Source organism: Rathayibacter sp. VKM Ac-2759 (genome assembly GCF_009834225.1).
GTDB lineage: Bacteria > Actinomycetota > Actinomycetes > Actinomycetales > Microbacteriaceae > Rathayibacter.
In genome coordinates, this window is the sequence record NZ_CP047176.1 from 19,950 (window position 1) to 38,928 (window position 18,979).

The window sequence follows — 18,979 nt, forward strand, 5'->3', positions numbered from 1 at the left end:
ACGGGTGGCGGCAGAGAGAGCGCTCTCTCCCTGCATAATCGGAAGACATCGGCAGGGGGCCGACGGGACGCAGACTCTTCGGGAGATCGTATGGTGAAGTCGATTTCCTGGTCCTATTCGGGAATGAGAGAGCTGGAGTCCCTCGGTCCGCGGATCGTCGTGAAGCCGGGCACGATCCCGCGCATCTCCGGGGCGGGGTTCACCTCGAACGAGCTCACGGCGACGGTCGTCTCGGTGTCGCCCCTCCGCGTGCTGCGCGGGACATGGGGCGCCGACGACTGCTCCGTGCTGAACTTCACCTTCCTCATCGACGGCTTCGTGCGGATGGTCGGACCGGAGCGGACCGTGCTCCTGCGACCGGGATCGATCTCCTACCAGCCGGGCATGACGACCTTCACGACGGAGTCGACCACTCCCGCGACCCTGCTGCTGCTCTCCCTCCGCCGCGAGGAGATGCGCCGCTACGGCTTCGACGCCGCGGCCGGGCTGTACGCACTCGACCCCGATGCACGCTCCACCCGCGCCGCCTTCGCCTTCACGACCGCGTTCGCCCTGGCCGCGGACGCGGGGGCGGGACTCCCGGCCGAGGACGAGATCGGGGGATTCGCTCACGTGGTGAAGCAGCTGCTGGTCGGCGCGTTCCTCTCGGCGGTCGGCACGCACGCAGGCACGACCAGCGTCCGCGCAGCGACCCTCGGCCGCGCGCGGACCGTCATCGATCGCACGCACCGCACGCCGCGCTGCACTCCGGAGGCGGTCGCGGACGCGGTGAACGTGTCGACGCGCTCGCTGCAGAGGCTCTTCGAGGACGCGGGGACCACGGTGGCCAGCGAGATCGAGCGAGCCCGGGTGGCCGGAGCGGTCGAGCTGCTCCTGCGGCGACCCCGCGAGATCTCGCTCGAGACGATCGCCGCCGCCTCGGGCTTCTCGTCGGCCGATCACCTCCGGCGGGCGCTCAAGCGGCGCGAGGGGCTCACGCCGAGCGACATCCGCAGCCGCACCGCCGTTCCCAGCGACGTGCCGCCCCACGACAACGTGCTGCGACTGTCTCCGAAGCTGTCGGGTGCGCAACGCGCCTGAGCGCCTCCTCCGCGAGGCGGGCGGTCAGCCCGCGCAGTAGCCGAGGGTGACGGTCGAGCCCTGCGGGACGTCGCCCGGTGCCAGGGACTGCGTCGTGATCGGCGGGTTCGCGCGGACCGAGTCGCAGGTCTCGTCGGGCGCCTCGACGCCCACGAGCTGCAGCTGCTCGCCGGCGAGCGTCGCGAGCGCCGTGCTCAGCGACTGGCCGACGAGATCGGGCAGGGTGACCGAGCCCGACGAGACGACGAGGTCGACCGGCGACCCCGGAGCCGCCTCCTGGCCGGCGCTGGGCGTCGTCGAGATCACGACGTCGGCCGGCACGGTCGGCGAGTTCTGCCGCGTCTGCGAGCCCTCGACGAGGCCGGCACCCGTGATCGCGGCGATCGCGTCGCTCAGCGCGGTCCCGGCCGTCCCGGGCACCGCGACCGGCTGGGCGCCCTGCGACACGTAGACGCGGATGACGGTGTCGGGGGCGACGATGGTGCCGGAGCCGGGGTCGGTGCGCGTCACCTCGCCCGCGGGCACCGAGTCGCTGTACTCGGTCAGCTGGCTGGGCACGAGATCGAGCGCGGTCAGGGTCGACTGCGCGCTGTCGTAGCTGGTGCCGACGAGCGCGGGCACCTCCCGCGACTGCGAGGGGAGGGTCGTCGTCGGCTGCAGCGTCAGGACCCAGATGACCAGGGCCGCGACGATCACGGCGAGCACGACGATCGACGACCAGATCCACAGGACCGGGGGGCGGCGCTGCGTGCGCACGATCGAGTTGTCCTCGGCGAGCTGCCGCAGGGCGAGCTCGGAGTCGTTCATCCCGCCCTGACTCCGCGCGGCGAAGAGGGAGGTGGTCAGCTCGTCGATCGGACGGTGGTCCGGGAGGCGGCCGGCCGCGGCGTCGCGCAGGTCGTCGCGGAACTCGGCAGCGCCCTGGAAGCGCTCGTAGCGGTCCTTCGACAGGGCCCGGGCGACGACCGCGTCGAGCGCGGGCGTGACGGAGGGGTTGATCGAGCTCGGTGCCGGGGGAGTCTCGCTGACGTGCTGGTAGGCGACCGCGACGGGAGTGTCGCCGCGGAACGGCGCTCGGCCGGTCAGCAGCTCGAAGAGGACGATCCCGGCCGAATACAGGTCGCTGCGCGCGTCGACCTGCTCGCCCTTCGCCTGCTCGGGGGAGAAGTAGGCCGCGGTGCCCAGGATCGCGGTCGTCTGCGCGACGGTGGCGGCCGAGTCGGAGACGGCCCGGGCGATGCCGAAGTCCATCACCTTCACCTGACCCGACGGAGTGATCATGATGTTGCCGGGCTTGATGTCGCGGTGCACGACTCCGGCGCGGTGCGAGTACTCGAGGGCGGTGAGGATGCCCTCGGTGATGCGGACGGCTTCGTCGATCTCGACGGGGCCCTCGGCGATGATGTCCTTGAGCAGGCGCCCCTCGATGTGCTCCATCACGATGAACGGACGGCGGCTCTCGGTGCCGTTGTCGTCGAGCGTGACCTCTTCGCCGGCGTCGAACACCCGGACGATCGTCGGGTGCGACATCCGCGACGCGGCCTGCGCCTCCTGACGGAAGCGGAGCCGGAAGGCGGAGTCGGAGGAGAGCGAGAGCTTCAGCTCCTTGATCGCGACCGTGCGGCCCAGCCGGGTGTCGGTGCCGAGGTAGACCTCGGACATGCCGCCGCGTCCGAGCCGGGGCCCGACCTGGTAACGACCAGCGATCAGGCGACCCTCATCCGTCACGCGCACGCTCCCCTGTCCATTCCGTTCGGCCCGACCCCCCGGGGAGCCACGGCAAGTGTACCTTCGGGCTCCGCGACTTCCGCCGGGGCGCGGCGGGGCGGACGCGGCGTGCGGGCGTGGCCGGGGGCCGGAGCGAGGTGGGTCTCGATGCGCCGCCTGCGGCGGGGCCGCGCTACTCGGTGGAGGTGGGGTTCGGGGTCGAGCCCGAGGTCGCGGTCGCGCTCGGAGTGGGCTCGGGGGCCGCCTCCTCGACGGTGACGGACAGAGTGGGCGAGGCCGCCGACTCCGTCTCGCCGCAGAGGACCGTGTACGTGACCTCGATCGTGCCGGCCGCGGAGCCGGACTGGATCGTCGCAGTCGTGGAGGTCGACGGGTTCGTGCTCGTCACGGAGGCACCCTCGCCGGTCGCCGTCACGCGGTAGCCGGTGACCGAGGTGCCGCTCGGGCACTGGTTGTAGTTGCTCCAGGTGACGTTGAAGGCGGCACCGGCCTCGACGGACGACGCGGCGGGCGTGACGGTCGGCACGGCGCTGGGCGCGTCCGGGATCGCGACCTCGGTGTAGACGGTCACGACGATCGTGGTGCCCTTGGGGACGTTCGCCGTCGGGTTCACGTCCTGCACGTAGCCGACCTGGTCGGCGGAGGCGGCGCTCGGGCCGTCCTCCTTCGAGACGCCCATCCCGAGCTCGGTGAGCTCGGCCTGCACCTCGTCGAACGGGCGGTTGATGTAGGCCGCGCGATCGATGACCGCGGTGTTCGAGGTCTGGGTCGGCGTGGGGGTCTGCGACGGGGTCGGCGTGACGGAGGGGGTCGTGCTCTGCGAGACGCTCGGCGTGGGCTGAGCCTCGGTGCTGTCCCCGGTCGTCAGCGCGAAGATCGTGCCGGCGATCACCACCGCGAGGATAACGATCAGGGCGATCAGCGGCCAGGTCCACGGGCTGCGCTTGCGCGGCTCGTCGACGACGTCCTGCGCCTCGTCGATTCCGACGAGCGCGCCCGCTCCCGCGGCACCGAGGGCCGTGGTCGCGTTCGAGGGGAGGACGGTCGTCGCCTGGGTCGACCCGGGCGCCGACGGCAGCACCGTCGTCGCCTGCGTGGTCGGCAGGTCTCCGGCCACCGCGGGCACGGCGACGGCCGCACCGCGCACGTCGCCCGAGCGGAGCGCCTGCGCCGCGCGCGCGAGGTGCGCGGCGGTCGCGGGGCGGTCGGCCGGCTTCTTGGCGATGCAGGAGTAGACGAGGTTGCGCACGGGCTCGGCGACCGTGACCGGCAGCTCGGGCGGGGTGTCGTTGATCTGCGCCATCGCGATGGCGACCTGCGACTCGCCCGTGAACGGGCGGCGCCCGGCCAGGCACTCGTACGCGACGATGCCCAGCGAGTAGATGTCGGTGGCGGGGGAGGCGGGCTGGCCGCTCGCCTGCTCCGGGGACAGGTACTGGACGGTGCCCATGACCTGACCGGTCGCGGTGAGCGGGACCTGGTCTGCGATGCGGGCGATGCCGAAGTCGGTGATCTTGACGCGGCCGTCGGGCGTGATCAGCAGGTTGCCCGGCTTCACGTCGCGGTGCACGAGTCCGGCGGCGTGCGCGGCGTGCAGCGCCAGCGCGGTCTGCGCGACGATGTCGAGCACCTTGTCGGTCGAGAGGACGCGCTCGCGCTCGAGCACGGTCGACAGCGCCTCGCCGGGCACCAGCTCCATCACGAGGTAGGCCGAGCCGTCCTCCTCGCCGTAGTCGTAGACGTTGGCGATGCCCTCGTGGTTGACCAGCGCGGCGTGACGGGCCTCGGCGCGGAAGCGCTCGAGGAAGCCGGGGTCGCCGAGGTACTCGTCCTTCAGGATCTTGATCGCGATGGTGCGGCCGATCACCAGATCGGTCGCCTGCCACACCTCTCCCATGCCGCCGATGGCGATCCGGGACTGCAGCTCGTAGCGTCCCCCGAAGGTGAGCCCTGTGGTGGGTCTCATTTGTTCAGCACCGCCTCTAGTACCTGTTGTGCGATGGGTGCGGCGATCAGGTTGCCGTACCCGGTCTGTCCGAGTCCTCCGCCGTCCTCGACGAGGACGGTGATGGCGTACTGCGGGTCGTCCGCAGGCGCGAACCCCGTGAACCAGAGGGTGTACGGATCGTCTCCGCCGTTCTCGGCGGTCCCGGTCTTACCGGCCACCGTGACGCCATCTATTGTTGCATTCGTCGCCGCACCGCCCTGGACGCTGGCGACCATCATGGCCTTCACGGCGTCCGCCGTCTCCCGGCTCACGGCCCGTCCGAGCGACTTCTCCTCGAACTGCTGCAGCACGCTGAGATCCTGCGAGCGGATGACGTCGACCAGGTTCGGCTGCATGACCTCGCCGCCGTTCGCGATCGCCGCGGAGACCATCGCGATCTGCAGCGGGGTCGCCCGCACCTCGTACTGTCCGAAGGCGGTGAGCGCCGTCTGGGCGTCGTCGGTGGTCTGCGGGTAGGTGCTCGCCTCGACCGACATCGGGATCTCGAGCTCGGTGTCGAAGCCGAACTTCTCGGCCTGCGAGCGGATGGCGTCGGCGCCGAGCTCGACGCCCATCTCGGCCATCGGCACGTTGCACGAGAGCGACACGGCCGTCGCGAGCGTGACCGTGTCTCCGGAACCGCAGAGACCGCCTCCGGAGTTCGTGACCTGGGTGCTCGTGCCCGGCAGCGTGTACGCCTGCAGGTTCGGGAAGCTCGAGTCGGGGGTGAAGCGGCCCGACTCGAGGGCGGCCGAGGCGACGACGAGCTTGAAGACGGAGCCGGGAGGGTTCAGCGAGCCGCCGATGGCGCGGTTCACGAGGGGCTCGGTCGCGTCGTCGTCGAGGGCGGCGTAGGCGGCGAGGACGTCGTCGGTGTCGTGCGACGCCAACGCGCTCGGATCGAACGTGGGCTTGGAGACCATGGCGAGGATGCGGCCGGTCGCGGGCTCGGTGACGACGACCGCACCGGTGTAGTCGCCGAGGGCGTCGAACGCGGCCTGCTGGGCGACCGGGTCGATCGAGAGCTCGACGGAGGCGCCCTTCGGGTCTTGCCCCGACACGAGGTTGTCGATCTCGTCGAAGAACTGGGAGTTCGAGGTGCCGGAGAGGTAGTCGTTGAGCGAGCGCTCGATGCCCGTGGTGCCCTGGTTGAGCGTGAAGTAGCCGGTGACGGCCGAGTAGAGCGGGCCGTTCGCGTACTGCCGCTGGAACTTGTACACGTCGTCGGACGGCGTCGACGAGGCGATCGGCTGGCCGCCGGCGAGGATCGCGCCCCGCTCGGTCGAGAAGCTCTCGTACAGCGTCCGCGTGTTGCGCGAGTCCTCGGACAGCGTGTCGGCCTGCAGCACCTGGATGGTGGTCGTCGACAGGAAGAGGGCGACGAACATCGTCAGGACGACGAGGCTCACGCGCTTGAGTTCTCGATTCATGGTGGGTCAGACCACCAGACGGGGCTGATTGCGGACTGTGTCGGAGAGGCGCAGGAGCACAGCGACGATCATCCAGTTGGCCACCAGCGACGAGCCGCCGGCCGCGAGGAACGGAGTGGTCAGGCCGGTGAGCGGGATGACGCGGGTGACGCCTCCGATCACGATGAAGCACTGCAGGGCGATGACGAACGAGAGCCCCACGCCCAGGAGACGGCCGAAGTCGTCCTGCCCGGCGAAGCCGATCCGGAAGCCGCGCGACACGAGCAGCAGGTAGAGCCCGAAGATCGCGAAGAGGCCCGCGAGCCCGAGCTCCTCGCCGAGGCTCGCGATGATGTAGTCGGACTGGGGGACCGGCGTGATGTCGGGCATGCCCTGCCCGAGGCCGGTGCCGAGCAGGCCGCCGTGCGCGAGGCCGAACAGGCCCTGCACCAGCTGGTAGCTGCCGCCGGGATCGGCGCTGTAGCGCTCGGGGTTGAAGGCGTCGAGCCAGTTGGCGAAGCGGTTGCCGACGTAGCCGAGCGTCTGGCTGGCGAGGATCGCGCCGCCGAGGAACAGTCCGACGCCGATCAGGACCCAGCTCGTGCGGCCCGTGGCGACGTAGAGCATCACCAGGAAGAGGCCGAAGTAGAGCAGCGCCGTGCCGAGGTCGCGCTGGAACACGATGACCGCCATCGAGACGGCCCAGACCACGAGGATCGGGCCGAGATCGCGCAGCCGCGGGAACCGCATCCGGAGGAACGTCTTCCCGACCATCGAGAGCGAGTCGCGGTTGCGCACGAGGTAGCCCGAGAAGAAGACCGCGAGGGCGATCTTCGCGATCTCGCCGGGCTGGAAGCTGAAGAAGTCGCCGATGCCGATCCAGACGCGGGCGCCGCTGACTTCCTTGCCGATGAAGGGCACGAGCGGCAGCAGGAGCAGCACGATGGCGGCGAAGCCCGCGACGTAGGTGTAGCGGAACAGGACGCGGTGGTTGCGGATGACGAGCAGGACCGTGATCGCCGCGACGATCGCCAGGGCGCTCCAGAAGATCTGGCGGACGGCGACGGACTCCCAGCCGGTCGCGCCGTCGGCGATGTCGATGCGGTAGATCTCGGCGACGCCCAGGCCGTTGAGGACCGTGGCGATCGGGAGGAGGAAGGGATCCGCCTCCGGAGCCGCGAATCGCAGCACCACGTGCACGATCAGCACCAGCGCCGAGAGGCCCGCACCGAGGGAGACGAGCGTGGTGTCGACGGCGCCGAGCGCGCCCAGCTGCACCAGGAGGATCGCGGACGCGTCGATCAGGCAGGCGCCGATCAGGAGGAGCAGCTCGAGGTTGCGCAGACGCTGCCGGAGGAAGCGCGGTCGCTCGCGCTTCGGGGCGTCGGATCGGGTGGTCGTCGCGGCGGCGGTCACGGTGCTCCGTTCGCATCCGTCAGGCGCTCGACGATGTCGACGGCGCTCGCGTACGAGTCGGCGCTGATGGTCTGCTCGAGCTGCTCGACGTCGTACTCGCGGAGGGAGTCGACCGGGATCCCGGTGTCCTCCTTGACCGAGGAGAGCGAGAGCGGGCCGACCGACTGCTGGATGCCCTGGTAGATGATCACGGTGTCGCCGTCGGTGCCGACGTAGAAGCGCGACTGGGTCCAGTCGTAGGCGAGCAGGACGCCGAGGAAACCGGCGATCAGCACGAGCGAGAGACCCACCAGCCAGGTGATGCGGCGGCGGAGGTGCCGGCGGCGGTCCTCCTCGATGAGCTCGTCGAGGTAGTCCTCGGAGGCGGGCTCGAAGTGGGTGGGGCCCTGCGCGGCGGGAGCGCGGGTGTGCAGGCGGAGACCGGGGATGCGGATCCGGTTCTGCGAGTCGTCGGTGCTGAGCGGAGTCGGGGCCGCCGCCGAGCCGACGATCACGGGCTCGGAGCTCGGCTCGAGCACCTGCGCCGTGGCGTTCGCGCCGGGGACGTCGAGGATCACGACGGTCACGTTGTCGGGAGCGCCGTGCGAGAGGCTGTCGCGGATCAGCCGGTCGGCGACCTGCTGGGCGGTCTCGTCGCGCGAGAGCTCCTTCTGGATCTCGTCGTGCGGGACGACGCCCGAGAGGCCGTCGGAGCAGATCAGCCAGCGGTCGCCCGGCTCGGTCTCGAGCGTCAGCGTGTCGATCTCGGGGTTGGTGTGCACATCGCCGAGGACCCGCATGAGGACGGAGCGGCGCGGGTGCGTCATCGCCTCCTCCTCGGTGATGCGCCCGGAGTCGACGAGGCGCTGCACGAAGGTGTGGTCGGTGGTGACCTGCTCGAGCTTGCCGTCGCGGAGGACGTAGATCCGCGAGTCGCCGATGTGGGCGATGGCGACGGACTCGCCGACGCGGACGATCGCGCTGACGGTCGTGCCCATGCCGGTGAGCTCGGGGTGGTCGATGACGGCCTCGGCCAGCAGGGTGTTGGCGGCGAGGAGGGTGCGCTTGAGCTCGTCCTCGGCCTCATAGGTGGAGGCGTAGCGGCGGTCGGCCTCGGCGATGCGCTTGATCGCGATCGAGGAGGCGACGTCGCCTCCCGCGTGACCGCCCATGCCGTCGGCGACGACGAAGAGCTCGCGGCCCGCGTAGCCCGAGTCCTGGTTGTTGGAGCGGATGCGCCCGACGTGCGAGACGGCGGCGCTCTCGCGCGCCGCACCGCCGGCCGGGGTGCCCTCACGGGTGGAAGCCACGCCCTACGACCGCCGCAGCTCGAAGGTCGTCGTGCCGACCTTGACGGGGGTGTTCAGCGGCACCTTGGTGGGCGCGCCGACGCGGCGGCCGTCGAGGAAGGTGCCGTTGGTCGAGTCGAGGTCCTGGATCATCCACTCGTCGTTCCAGATCAGGAGGCGCGCGTGGTGGGTCGAGGTGTAGTCGTCGCGGATCACGAGGGTCGACTCGGAGGAGCGGCCGATCGTGAGCGGCTCGCCGGTGAGCTCGAGCTCGGTGCCGCGCTTGGGACCCGAGGTGATCACCAGGCGCTGGGCCGTGTGGACCGTGGCGACGCCTCCGGAATCGGTGCGCTCGGACTGGGCCTCGCGGGTCCGCCTGGCCGAGGGGGCGGCGGGGGCCGGCGCCGGCTGGGCCTGCGCCTGCGCCGCGACGACGGGCTGGGCCGCCGTGACGAACGGGGCGTCGCTCGCGGCGGGCTGTGCGGCTCCGGCGGGGAGCTTGCGGACCCGCTGCCCGAACAGGTCCGAGCGCAGCGCGTAGACGATGCCGAACACGAAGAACCACAGCAGCGCGAGGAACGCGATGCGCAGCACGAACAGAGTGAGCTCGCTCATAGCCGATCGTCCCAGAATCCGTCGGAGGAGCGCCCGGCGCGGCCGGACGTGCGGGGGGCCTTCGCCGGCGCGCCACCCTGGACGATGCGGAACACGATCCGCGTGCGCCCGATCGAGATGGTCTGCTCGGGCGAGAGCGGAGCCTGGGTGACGGGCCTGCCGTCGAGCTTGGAGCCGTTGGTCGAGCCGAGATCGTGCACCTGGGCGCGCGAACCGTCCCACAGGATCTCGACGTGCTTGCGCGAGGTGCCCGAGTCGTCGACCGTGATGTCGGCGTCGCTCCCGCGGCCGATGACGGTGCGCGACTTCGTGAGGGGATAGCGCTTGCCGTCGATGTCGAGGACGGGGGAGTAGGCGACGGTGCCCTTGACGCTCCGGGAGTCGACCTCGACCATCCCGTCGCTGAGCGACTCGTCGGCGGCGAGGGAGATGTCGACGGGCCCGGAGAAGCGGAAGCCCTGCTTCTTGGCGTGCTCGGTCGCGGCGGTCGTGAGCTCGTCGATGAGCGTCGAGCCCATCCGCTCCATGCGATCGAGATCGGCGGTGGACATGCGCAGGGTGATGCTGTTCGGGACCAGGATGCGGTCGCGGCTGACGATCGCGGCGCTCGTGTCGAGCTCCCTCCGGAGCGCGGACGCGAGCTCGACCGGCTGCAGCCCCGACTTGAAGGTCCTCGCGAAAGCGCCGTTGACGACGCGCTCGAGTCCCTTCTCGAAGTTGTCCAGTATGCCCACGGTCTTCTTCCGGTTCATCGCCTCGCGGCGGTCACGATCGGATCGGGGAGTCGGTGCGCCCCTCTGGTCTGCGCCGCGCACGGCTACGGGCATGTTACTGGGATGCTCTGGATGCGGGCTCCCCGGGACGGATTCGGGGGTGCGGTGCGCGGGCCGGTGCGGGAGGTTCGGCTCGGGGAAACGGGTTCGGCTCGCGGGAATCCGCGGTTCCGACGAGCCGAACGCGATTCTGCGAGCCGGAGATGCGGGGCGGAGCGCCTCGGGGTGCTAGTCTTTCTCGTCGGTGCTTCGGTGCCGTGGTGAGCGCGAGTGGCGGAATAGGCAGACGCGCACGGTTCAGGTCCGTGTGCCCGAAAGGGCGTGGGGGTTCAACTCCCCCCTCGCGCACCAGGGTTCATCAGAACCAGCAGTACGACAGCCCCCGATCGGATATCCGGTCGGGGGCTTCGTCGTTCGCGGACCTGTCCGGTGACGCGGAGGGCTGACGGCTGGTGAGGGAACCCCGGACCGTCGAGGCCGCCTCGAAGGGCGGGCTCCCTCGACGGTCCGGGGTTCCCTCGGTGCCGGGATCAGCTGGTCAGGGGGTGCCGCAGACGCTGCGGGCGCGGGCGGTGCGGGGGTAGGCGGCCGGGTCGCGGGGGACCGCCTCCGGGAACTCGAAGAGGTCGAGCATGAGCTGGAGCGGGTAGGGCAGGGCCTGGCGGACCGTGTGCACGAGCGCGCCGTCGACGAAGAGCGCGACGCCCGCCTCCGACCACTCGACCGCGTAGGTGTGCGGTTCGGCGGTGTCGATCGGGAGGTCGACGTCGACGACGTCGGTCGTGAGGCGCGGATCGTCGATCGCCTTCACTCCGGTGCGGACGGTCGAGCGGCGCTCGCCGCGGAGAGAGCCGAAGAGCTCGGCGACGGTGATCTCGCCGGAGTCGTCGGGCCCGGAATCCTCGAGGCCGACCAGCCAGAGCGCGAGCATGCAGTCGGGGTGGGGGCTCGCCTCGAGGACGGCCTCCACGCGGCCGCCGCTCGGGGTCCACAGCCGACGGGTCGGCACCTCGGTGCGCACGCGGAGCTCCGAGGTGTGGCGGTGAGTGCCGATCGCGGAGCCGAGGGGGCCCGCGAACGTCGCGGTCTGCAGGTTCGAGACGCGCATCGGGCCGTCCTCGTCGCGCCACGGCGGCTGGTCGGCGTCGATACGGAGGAGCAGTCCGTCGGCGTCGAGGTCGTAGCGGGCCCGTGAGCGCTCCGGAGTCGTCCACTGCGGCAGGTAGTGGTCGATCCAGCGCTCGGGGTCGAGGCGGCCCGCTGCGAATCCGTCGGTGAACACGGACGACATCCTCCCGCGCACGACCGACACCGGGGGAGGGGCGCGTGTTCACCGGCGCGATGCCGGGGGCGGCGATGATCGGCGCATGATCGCCCTCCGCGCCGATGTGTCCGCGCTCGACGCTCGTGTCTCGTCCGAGCTGTTGCGCCGCCTCCGCGGGCACCGCCACGTGCAGGTGGGTGCACGCCAGTGGATCGCGGTCGTGCCCGAGGTGGGCTCGGTGCTGATCACCGACGGCACCGCGATCGTGCTCGACGTGCTGGTGGAGCAGCGGGTGCTCGTCCCGATCGTGATCGACGCGCTCGAGACGGAGCTGCGCCGCGACGGGTTCCGCGAGCGGATCGCGCTGCGGTGGTCGACTCCGGATGCGGTCCCTGTCCCGTTCCGCTGAGCCGCGCTCCGCGAGATGCCACTCGAGTACACGCTCTCCGGCGTGTCGCGTACCGAAGAGGCATCTCGCGCCCAAGCGTCAGCGGCGGGTGAGCTCGACGACCGGGATGACGCGGGTGGTCTTGCGCTCGTAGCCCTTGAAGCCGTCGGAGGCGGAGGTGAAGCGCGCCCAGCCCTCGTCGCGCTCGGAGCCCTCCTCGAGGACGCGGGCGCGCACGGGGACGGTGCCGTCGTCGGGGGTCTCGATCTCGGTGTCGGGGTGCGCGATGAGGTTGTGGAACCAGGCGGGGTGCCTCGGGGCCCCGGCGGCGGACGCGGCGATCAGCCAGACGTCGTCGGAGGTGCGGATCGCCATCAGCGGGGCGATCCGCTCCTCGCCCGAGCGGGCGCCGGTGTGGTGCACGAGCACGAGGCTGCGGCCGAAGCCGGCGGTCGTGACGGTGCCGCCGTTCGCGCGGAACTCGTCGATGATGATCTCGTTGAAGTCGGCCATGCGCTTCTTCCGTTCACGGGTGTCAGGCGGAGGCGCCGAGGGCGTCGACGGACGCGATCGCGTCGGGGGGCGGGTCGGAGTCTCCGGCGGCCGCGGCGGGATCCGCGAGCGCACGCCGCCAGGGTAGCTCCGCGGCGCCGACCAGCTCCAGCCTCGAGCGGAGCGCCGCCCGCTCGATCCGCACGCCGCGGGCGAGGTCGCTGAGGGCCCGCGCCGAGACGCGGGCGGCGAGGCGCTCGCGGTCCACGGTGAGCAGCGAGCCGAGGAAGCCGCCGAGGACGACGGCGGTCGGGTTGAAGAGGTTGATGTAGGTCGAGAGACCCTCCGACAGCAGGTCGACCTGGCGGGCGACCTCGGCGAGCACGGCCGGATCGCGCGAAGTGCCGAGGGCGATGTCGAGCTCGTCCTGGTCGAGGACCCGCGCACCGAGCACGTCGAGGAGCGAGCGCATCCGCACCTCGGCCTCGAGGCAGCCGTGCCGACCGCAGCTGCAGCGACGGCCGCCGGCGGCGACGAGGGTGTGGCCGAGCTCGGCGGCGAACCCCGAGGAGCCCTGCAGCGGGATCCCGCCGATGATGACGCCTCCGCCGATGCCGCCCGCTCCGCCGGTGACGTAGACGACGTCGGCGACTCCGCGCGCGGCTCCGAAGAGCGACTCGCCGATCGCGCCGAGGCTCGCGTCGTTGCCGACCGAGACCGGCAGATCGAGCGCCCGCGCCAGCTTCGAGGAGAGATCGACGTTGCGCCAGCCGAGGTGGGGAGCGAGGTGGACGAAGCCGGAGTCGGCCTGGACCAGCCCGGGGACGGCGACGCCGGCGCCGAGGAGGATGCGGTGCGACTCGCGCTCGGCCCGGAAGCCCTCGACGATGCCCGTGACCACGCGCACGACGGTGTCGGGCGACGCGGGCTTCGGTGTGTCGAAGCGCACGCGGCGCAGCAGGTCGCCGTTCAGGCCCACGAGTCCGACGATGATCGCGTCGGTGTCGAGGTGCACCCCGACGACCGCGAAGGCGCGGCCGGGGACGACGGTGGCGCTCGGGCGGCCGATGCGGCCGTCGGGGGCGGTCGTCTCCTCCTCGACCCAGCCGAGCTCGGTCAGCTCGCCGACGAGGTTCGCGACGGCGGAGCGGTTGAGGCCGGTGAGACGGCCGAGATCGGCGCGGCTGGTGGGGCCGTTGCGGTGCACCAGGGTCGCGATCGCGGCGAGGTTGTGGCGGCGGAGCAGCGCATTGCTCGACGGACCGACCGCTCCTGCCATGCTCGTCCGTCTCTCGTCGGGGTCGGCCCGGAGGCGGGCCGCGGATGCACTCGGGCGCGGCCCCTCGTGGAGAGCGCCGCGCCCGAGAACTGTATAAGGAGGAGCCGCGGGTCGCCCCGGCCTCCTCGCCGGGCGGCTAGCGCCCGCCGGCCCGGCGCTTGTTGAAGATGTCGAACGCGACGGCGAGCAGCAGCACGAAGCCCTTGATCGCCATCTGCCAGGCCGCGTCGACCGACAGGATCGACAGGCCCATGTTGAGCACGCCCATCACGAGACCGCCGATGACGGCGCCGACGACCGTGCCGACGCCTCCCTGCACGGCCGCGCCTCCGATGAAGACCGCCGCGATCGCGTCGAGCTCGTAGTTCTGACCGGCCGAGGCGACCGCACCGCCGGCACGGGCGGTGCTGACGATGCCCGCGACTCCGGCCAGGGCGCCCATGTTGACGAAGATGAAGAAGTTGACCCACTTCGTCTTCACGCCCGACATCATCGCGGCGAACAGGTTGCCGCCCATCGCGTAGATGTGGCGCCCGAAGACCGTGCGGCCGAGCACGAAGCTGTAGGCGAGGATCAGCACGGCGAGCACGATCAGGATGATCGGAGTGCCGCTGTAGCCCGCGAGCAGCCAGGCGAGGGCCATGATCGCGACGACCGCCACGACCGCCTTCACCCAGAAGGAGGCGATCGGCTCGCGCGGGAGCTCGAGACGGCGGAGGGTGGCGCGCGTGCGCACCTGCTGCACCACGAGCGCGACGCAGACGAGGAGCCCGAGCACGAGGGTGAGCGCGTCGCGGCCGGCGATGCCGCCGAGGACGCCGGGCAGCCAGCCCGCGCCGATGGCGGTGAACTCGGTCGGGAGGCCGTTGATGGTGCCGCCGGTGAGCAGCACCAGGGTGAATCCGCGGAAGATCAGCATGCCCGCGAGGGTCACGATGAACGCCGGTATGCCGACGAAGGCGACCCAGAAGCCCTGCCACGCGCCGACGAGAGCGCCGGTCACCAGGGCGACGACGACCGCGGCCCACCAGGGCAGGCCCCAGTTGTTCATCGCGATCGCCGAAATCGCGCCGACCATCGCGACGACCGAGCCGACCGAGAGGTCGATGTGGCCCGCGATGATCACCATCACCATGCCGATGGCGAGGATCAGCACGTACGCGTTCTGCTGGATCAGGTTGTTGACGTTGCCCGGCAGCAGGAGGCGGCCGTTCGTCAGGATCTGGAACAGCAGGATGATGATGGCGAGCGCGGCGAGGATGCCGTACTGCCGGAGGTTGATGTTGAGTCGGCGGGCGCGCTTCGGCGGCGTCGACGGGGTGCTCGCCGGCGTGCCGGCCGGCGCTGTGGTGGTCGTGGCGCTCATCGGGCCTGGTCCCTTCCGGCGGTCATGTAGTGCATGAGGTGCTCCTGGGTGGCGTCGGCACGGTCGATCTCGCCCGTGATCCGCCCCTCGGAGATGGTGTAGATGCGGTCGGCGAGCCCGATCAGCTCGGGCAGCTCGGACGAGATGACGACGACCGCCTTGCCCTGGGCCGCGAGCTCGTTGATGATCCCGTAGATCTCGTACTTGGCTCCCACGTCGATGCCGCGGGTGGGCTCGTCGAGGATCAGCACGTCGGGACCCGAGAAGATCCACTTCGAGAGGACGACCTTCTGCTGGTTGCCGCCCGAGAGCTTGCCGGTGACGGCCGAGACGCTCGGGGCCTTGATGTTCATCTTGGAGCGGTACGAGTCCGCGACCTTGTACTCGCGGTGCTTGTCGATCACGCCGAGGCGGGCGAGCCGCGACAGGGCGGCGGCCGACACGTTGACGGTGATGTCGCCGATGAGGTTGAGGCCGTAGCGCTTGCGGTCCTCGGTCGCGTACGCGAGACCGTTGCGGATCGCCTCGTCGACGGTGCGGGTCTGGATCTCCGTGCCGTCCTTGAAGACGCGACCCGAGATGCCGGTGCCGTAGCTCCTCCCGAAGATGCTCATCGCGAGCTCGGTGCGCCCGGCGCCCATCAGCCCGGCGAAGCCGACGATCTCGCCGGCGCGCACGGTGAAGGAGGCGTCCTCGACGACGACGCGGTTGATGTCGACCGGGTGGTGGACCGTCCAGTGCTCGACGCGCAGCTTCTCGTCGCCGATCTGCGGATCGCGCGGCGGGAACATGCTGTTGAGGTCGCGGCCGACCATCGCGCGGATGATGCGGCTCTCGGAGGCGTCCTCTCCGGCCATCGCGAAGCTCTCGATCGTTCGGCCGTCGCGGATGATCGTGACTGTGTCGGCGATCGCGCGGATCTCCTTCAGCTTGTGGCTGATGATGATGCAGGTGATGCCCTGCTGGCGCAGCTGGTCGATGAGGCTGAGCAGGTGGTCGCTGTCCTCGTCGTTGAGAGCGGCCGTCGGCTCGTCGAGGATGAGGAGCTTGACCTCCTTCGCGAGGGCCTTGGCGATCTCGACGAGCTGCTGCTTGCCGACGCCGAGCTCGAGGATCTTGGTCGCGGGGCTCTCGGCCAGGCCGACGCGGGCGAGCAGCTTCGCCGCCTCCGCGTTCGTGGCGTTCCAGTCGATGACTCCGCGCCTGGACTTCTCGTTGCCGAGGAAGATGTTCTCGGCGATCGAGAGGTAGGGGCTGAGCGCGAGCTCCTGGTGGATGATGACGATGCCGTCGGCCTCGCTGTCGTTGATCGAGCGGTACTGGGCGGGATGCCCTTCGAACTCGATCGATCCCTCGAAGCTGCCGACGGGGTAGACGCCCGACAGCACCTTCATGAGCGTCGACTTGCCGGCGCCGTTCTCGCCGCAGATGGCGTGGACCTCGCCGGGCTGGACCGACAGCGAGACGCCGTCGAGGGCGCGGACACCGCCGCCGAACTCCTTGACGATGTCGCGCATGATGAGGATGGGACTGGCCAACAGGGCCTCACTTCGTTGTGCAGGGGTGGGTCGGAGGGGGAGAAGGGCGGGGTGGGGGAGAATCACTCCTCCCCTACCCCGCCCGCCCGATCAGAGGCCGACGTCGCTCGCCTTGAGGAAGTCGGAGTCGATCAGGACCGACTGCACGTCGTCCTTGGTGACGACCTGCGGCTCGAGGAGGTAGGACGGGACGACCTTCTCGCCGTTGTCGTACGTCTCGGTGTCGTTCACCTCGGGCTCCTCGCCCGCGACGATCGACTGCACCATCTGGAACACGCGGTCACCGAGGGTGCGGGTGTCCTTCCAGACGGTCATCGACTGCTCGTCGGCGAGGATCGCCTTGACGTTCGCCTTGTCGGCGTCCTGACCGGTGATCACCGGGTAGTCGGCGCCGGGGGTGTAGCCGGCCGACTTCAGCGACGCCTCGATGCCGATGGCCAGGCTGTCGTTGGGCGAGAGCACGACGTCGACCTTCTGGTCTCCGGTGTAGAAGGAGGAGAGGCGGTTGTCCATCTCGGACTGCGCCTTGTCCGAGGCCCAGCCCTGGATGCCGATCGAGGCCCAGTCGTCGTCGGAGGCGGGCGACTTGCCCGAGGGGACGACGAGCTTGCCGCTCTCGATGTAGGGCTGGAGGACGTCCCAGGCTCCCGAGAAGAAGAACTTGGCGTTGTTGTCGTCGGGGCTGCCGGCGAAGGGCTCGAGGTTGAACGGCCCTGCGGCGTTGGCGAGGTCGAGGGTCTCCTCGATGTACTGGCCCTGGAGCTGGCCGACCTTGTAGTTGTCGAAGGTCGCGTAGTAGTCGACGTCGGGGGTGCCGTTGATGAGGCGGTCGTAGGCGATGACGGTGGCGTTCTGCTTCTTCGCCTCCGCGAGGACCGGGGCGAGCGCCTCGCCGTCGATGGCCGCGATCACGAGGATCTTGGAGCCTCCGGCGATCTGGTTCTGGATCTGCGAGATCTGCTGGTCGGTCTTGTTGTCGGCGTACTGGAGGTCGACGGTGCAGCCGTCGTCCTCGAGCTTCGACTGGAGGCCTTCGCCGTCGTTGATCCAGCGCTCGAGGCTGCGGGTGGGCATCGAGATGCCGACGTTGCAGTCGCCGGTGGCGCTCTCGCCTCCGGCGCCGCCGGAGTTGGCGGGGCTCGCCGAACAGGCGGCGAGACCGAGGGAGATGATGCCGGCGGCGGCCAGCGTCGTGATGCTGCGGGAGAACTTCATGGAGTGCATTCCTCTCTGAAAGCAGTGTCCGAGTGGGAGGACGGCGCGAGGGCGTGCACGGTGGAGCACGCCGTCGTGTCGTCGCCCGGAAGGGCGGGGAGCCCCGAGGGGCTTTGTCCACGGAGACAACATATTGCGTGAGGGTGCGGGTGGCAAGGACGGATCCAGGTGTTGCAGAACCGTGATCTCCGAGACGGGAGATCCGCGTGCTTGCAGGGTGAGACCGCTCTCACGAGAGCGGTGGCGGTCCTGTGCCGCGGCTCGGGTCAGCGGCGGACGCGGTAGCGGAGGAGGACGGTGCCGTTGCCGAACCGGCGCTCCTCGACGAGGTCGAGCGCGGTGCGCAGCCCCCGCGGCAGGCCCGGCTTGCCCCCGCCGACGAGGAGGGGGAGGACGTAGAGCTGGATCTCGTCGACGAGCCCGGCGGTCAGCGCCTGCGCGGCGATGCCGGCGCCTCCGATGAGCAGGTCGCCCAGGGCGGCGGCCTTCAGTCTCTGCACCGCGGCGAGGTCGAAGGCGGAGTCGATGCGGGTGTCGGCGGTCGAGGCGGCGGTGAGGGTCCTCGAGTAGACGACCTTGCTCGGCGCCCTCCAGGCGGCGGCGAACTCGGCGGAGGCGGCCGACTGCGCGGCGAGAGCGGGGTCGGTCTCCCAGCCGGCCATCGTCTCGTAGAGGCGCCGCCCGTAGAGCAGCGTGCCGACCGACTGCATCAGCCGGGTGTGCGAGGCGAAGACCTCGTCGTCGACGGGCAGCCAGGCGAAGACGCCGTCCTCGTCCTCGATGAAGCCGTCGAGGGAGACGTTGGTCACGTGGATCAGGTCGGGCATGCGGCGCCTCCCGGGTCGTCGGCCGCGGCGGGCCGGGTCTCAGGGTGGCACCGGGGCGCCTGCTCCGGCTAGGCGCGCGCGGAGTGATCGGGGCGGTCGATCCGTCACAGAAGACCCGTGTCATCGAGCGGGACGGTGCATCTGTGACGGATGGGACTCGTCTTCTGGAGGTGGGGCATCTGGGCATCCCGGACCTGATCCGTGTGATGCCCGAGTCTCCGTGAGGAGACCGTGCGGTTCGGGGGCGAGTGCGTATGGAAGTCGTGAGGACGCCAGGACCCGCACCGCGCCGGGTGTTGCATCAGGACTCGTGCCGGGTCCGCGACCACCGCGG

At 70.6% G+C, this 18,979-nt stretch carries 16 protein-coding genes and 1 tRNA gene; 3 read left to right on the forward strand and 14 right to left on the reverse strand.

Annotated features, from left to right (window positions below):
• Positions 1 to 123 precede the first annotated feature (123 nt).
• Positions 124 to 1,080: a helix-turn-helix domain-containing protein gene (locus GSU68_RS00105; RefSeq protein ID WP_159905116.1), complete on the forward strand. Its 957-nt coding sequence runs from the start codon at positions 124 to 126 to the stop codon at positions 1,078 to 1,080.
• A 24-nt stretch (positions 1,081 to 1,104) separates the two neighbouring features.
• Here GSU68_RS00105 and pknB read toward each other — a convergent pair whose 3' ends face one another.
• The 7 genes from pknB to GSU68_RS00140 form a co-directional block, all read right to left on the reverse strand.
• Positions 1,105 to 2,814 (reverse strand): Stk1 family PASTA domain-containing Ser/Thr kinase, encoded by a 1,710-nt coding sequence (pknB, locus tag GSU68_RS00110; RefSeq protein WP_348272508.1) that lies wholly within the window; start codon positions 2,812 to 2,814, stop codon positions 1,105 to 1,107.
• 166 nt (positions 2,815 to 2,980) lie between these two features.
• The gene (locus GSU68_RS00115) at positions 2,981 to 4,774 is read right to left on the reverse strand and encodes a protein kinase (RefSeq protein WP_159905118.1); all 1,794 of its coding nucleotides are present in this window, start codon (positions 4,772 to 4,774) and stop codon (positions 2,981 to 2,983) included.
• Positions 4,771 to 6,225, reverse strand: a complete 1,455-nt coding sequence (locus tag GSU68_RS00120; protein ID WP_159905119.1) for a penicillin-binding protein 2 — start codon at positions 6,223 to 6,225, stop codon at positions 4,771 to 4,773. The genes GSU68_RS00115 and GSU68_RS00120 overlap by 4 nt, the downstream gene beginning before the upstream one ends.
• Positions 6,226 to 6,231: 6 nt before the next feature.
• On the reverse strand, positions 6,232 to 7,620 hold the full coding sequence (locus tag GSU68_RS00125) for an FtsW/RodA/SpoVE family cell cycle protein (protein ID WP_159905120.1): 1,389 nt from the start codon (positions 7,618 to 7,620) through the stop codon (positions 6,232 to 6,234).
• Positions 7,617 to 8,909, reverse strand: a complete 1,293-nt coding sequence (locus GSU68_RS00130; protein ID WP_159905121.1) for a Stp1/IreP family PP2C-type Ser/Thr phosphatase — start codon at positions 8,907 to 8,909, stop codon at positions 7,617 to 7,619. Before GSU68_RS00130 ends, GSU68_RS00125 begins: the two co-directional genes overlap by 4 nt.
• A gap of 3 nt (positions 8,910 to 8,912) precedes the next feature.
• A complete protein-coding gene (locus GSU68_RS00135; RefSeq protein ID WP_159905122.1) occupies positions 8,913 to 9,503 on the reverse strand; it encodes an FHA domain-containing protein in 591 nt (196 codons plus the stop codon).
• Complete coding sequence (locus GSU68_RS00140) at positions 9,500 to 10,237, reverse strand: DUF3662 and FHA domain-containing protein (protein WP_159910056.1); 738 nt, start codon at positions 10,235 to 10,237, stop codon at positions 9,500 to 9,502. Before GSU68_RS00140 ends, GSU68_RS00135 begins: the two co-directional genes overlap by 4 nt.
• 303 nt (positions 10,238 to 10,540) lie before the next feature.
• Here GSU68_RS00140 and GSU68_RS00145 point away from each other — a divergent pair.
• Positions 10,541 to 10,627: transfer RNA gene (locus tag GSU68_RS00145), tRNA-Leu, on the forward strand.
• Between the two features lie 187 nt (positions 10,628 to 10,814).
• Here the strand turns inward: GSU68_RS00145 and GSU68_RS00150 are convergent.
• Positions 10,815 to 11,558 (reverse strand): glycoside hydrolase family 16 protein, encoded by a 744-nt coding sequence (locus tag GSU68_RS00150; RefSeq protein WP_159905123.1) that lies wholly within the window; start codon positions 11,556 to 11,558, stop codon positions 10,815 to 10,817.
• A gap of 85 nt (positions 11,559 to 11,643) precedes the next feature.
• On the opposite strand from GSU68_RS00150, the gene GSU68_RS00155 reads away from it, so the two are divergent.
• On the forward strand, positions 11,644 to 11,949 hold the full coding sequence (locus tag GSU68_RS00155) for a hypothetical protein (RefSeq protein WP_159905124.1): 306 nt from the start codon (positions 11,644 to 11,646) through the stop codon (positions 11,947 to 11,949).
• Between the two features lie 78 nt (positions 11,950 to 12,027).
• Here GSU68_RS00155 and GSU68_RS00160 read toward each other — a convergent pair whose 3' ends face one another.
• The 6 genes from GSU68_RS00160 to GSU68_RS00185 form a co-directional block, all read right to left on the reverse strand.
• Complete coding sequence (locus tag GSU68_RS00160; protein ID WP_159905125.1) at positions 12,028 to 12,441, reverse strand: nitroreductase/quinone reductase family protein; 414 nt, start codon at positions 12,439 to 12,441, stop codon at positions 12,028 to 12,030.
• 22 nt (positions 12,442 to 12,463) lie between these two features.
• Complete coding sequence (locus GSU68_RS00165; protein WP_159905126.1) at positions 12,464 to 13,699, reverse strand: ROK family transcriptional regulator; 1,236 nt, start codon at positions 13,697 to 13,699, stop codon at positions 12,464 to 12,466.
• Between the two features lie 136 nt (positions 13,700 to 13,835).
• Entirely contained in the window at positions 13,836 to 15,065 is a 1,230-nt protein-coding gene (mmsB, locus tag GSU68_RS00170) for a multiple monosaccharide ABC transporter permease (RefSeq protein WP_159905127.1), read from the reverse strand.
• Positions 15,062 to 16,582, reverse strand: coding sequence for a multiple monosaccharide ABC transporter ATP-binding protein (gene mmsA, locus GSU68_RS00175; RefSeq protein ID WP_159905128.1), 1,521 nt, complete (start codon positions 16,580 to 16,582; stop codon positions 15,062 to 15,064). The genes mmsB and mmsA overlap by 4 nt, the downstream gene beginning before the upstream one ends.
• 111 nt (positions 16,583 to 16,693) lie before the next feature.
• Positions 16,694 to 17,827: a multiple monosaccharide ABC transporter substrate-binding protein gene (gene chvE, locus GSU68_RS00180; protein WP_159905129.1), complete on the reverse strand. Its 1,134-nt coding sequence runs from the start codon at positions 17,825 to 17,827 to the stop codon at positions 16,694 to 16,696.
• A gap of 257 nt (positions 17,828 to 18,084) precedes the next feature.
• The gene (locus GSU68_RS00185) at positions 18,085 to 18,645 is read right to left on the reverse strand and encodes a dihydrofolate reductase family protein (protein WP_159905130.1); all 561 of its coding nucleotides are present in this window, start codon (positions 18,643 to 18,645) and stop codon (positions 18,085 to 18,087) included.
• Positions 18,646 to 18,979 lie beyond the last annotated feature (334 nt).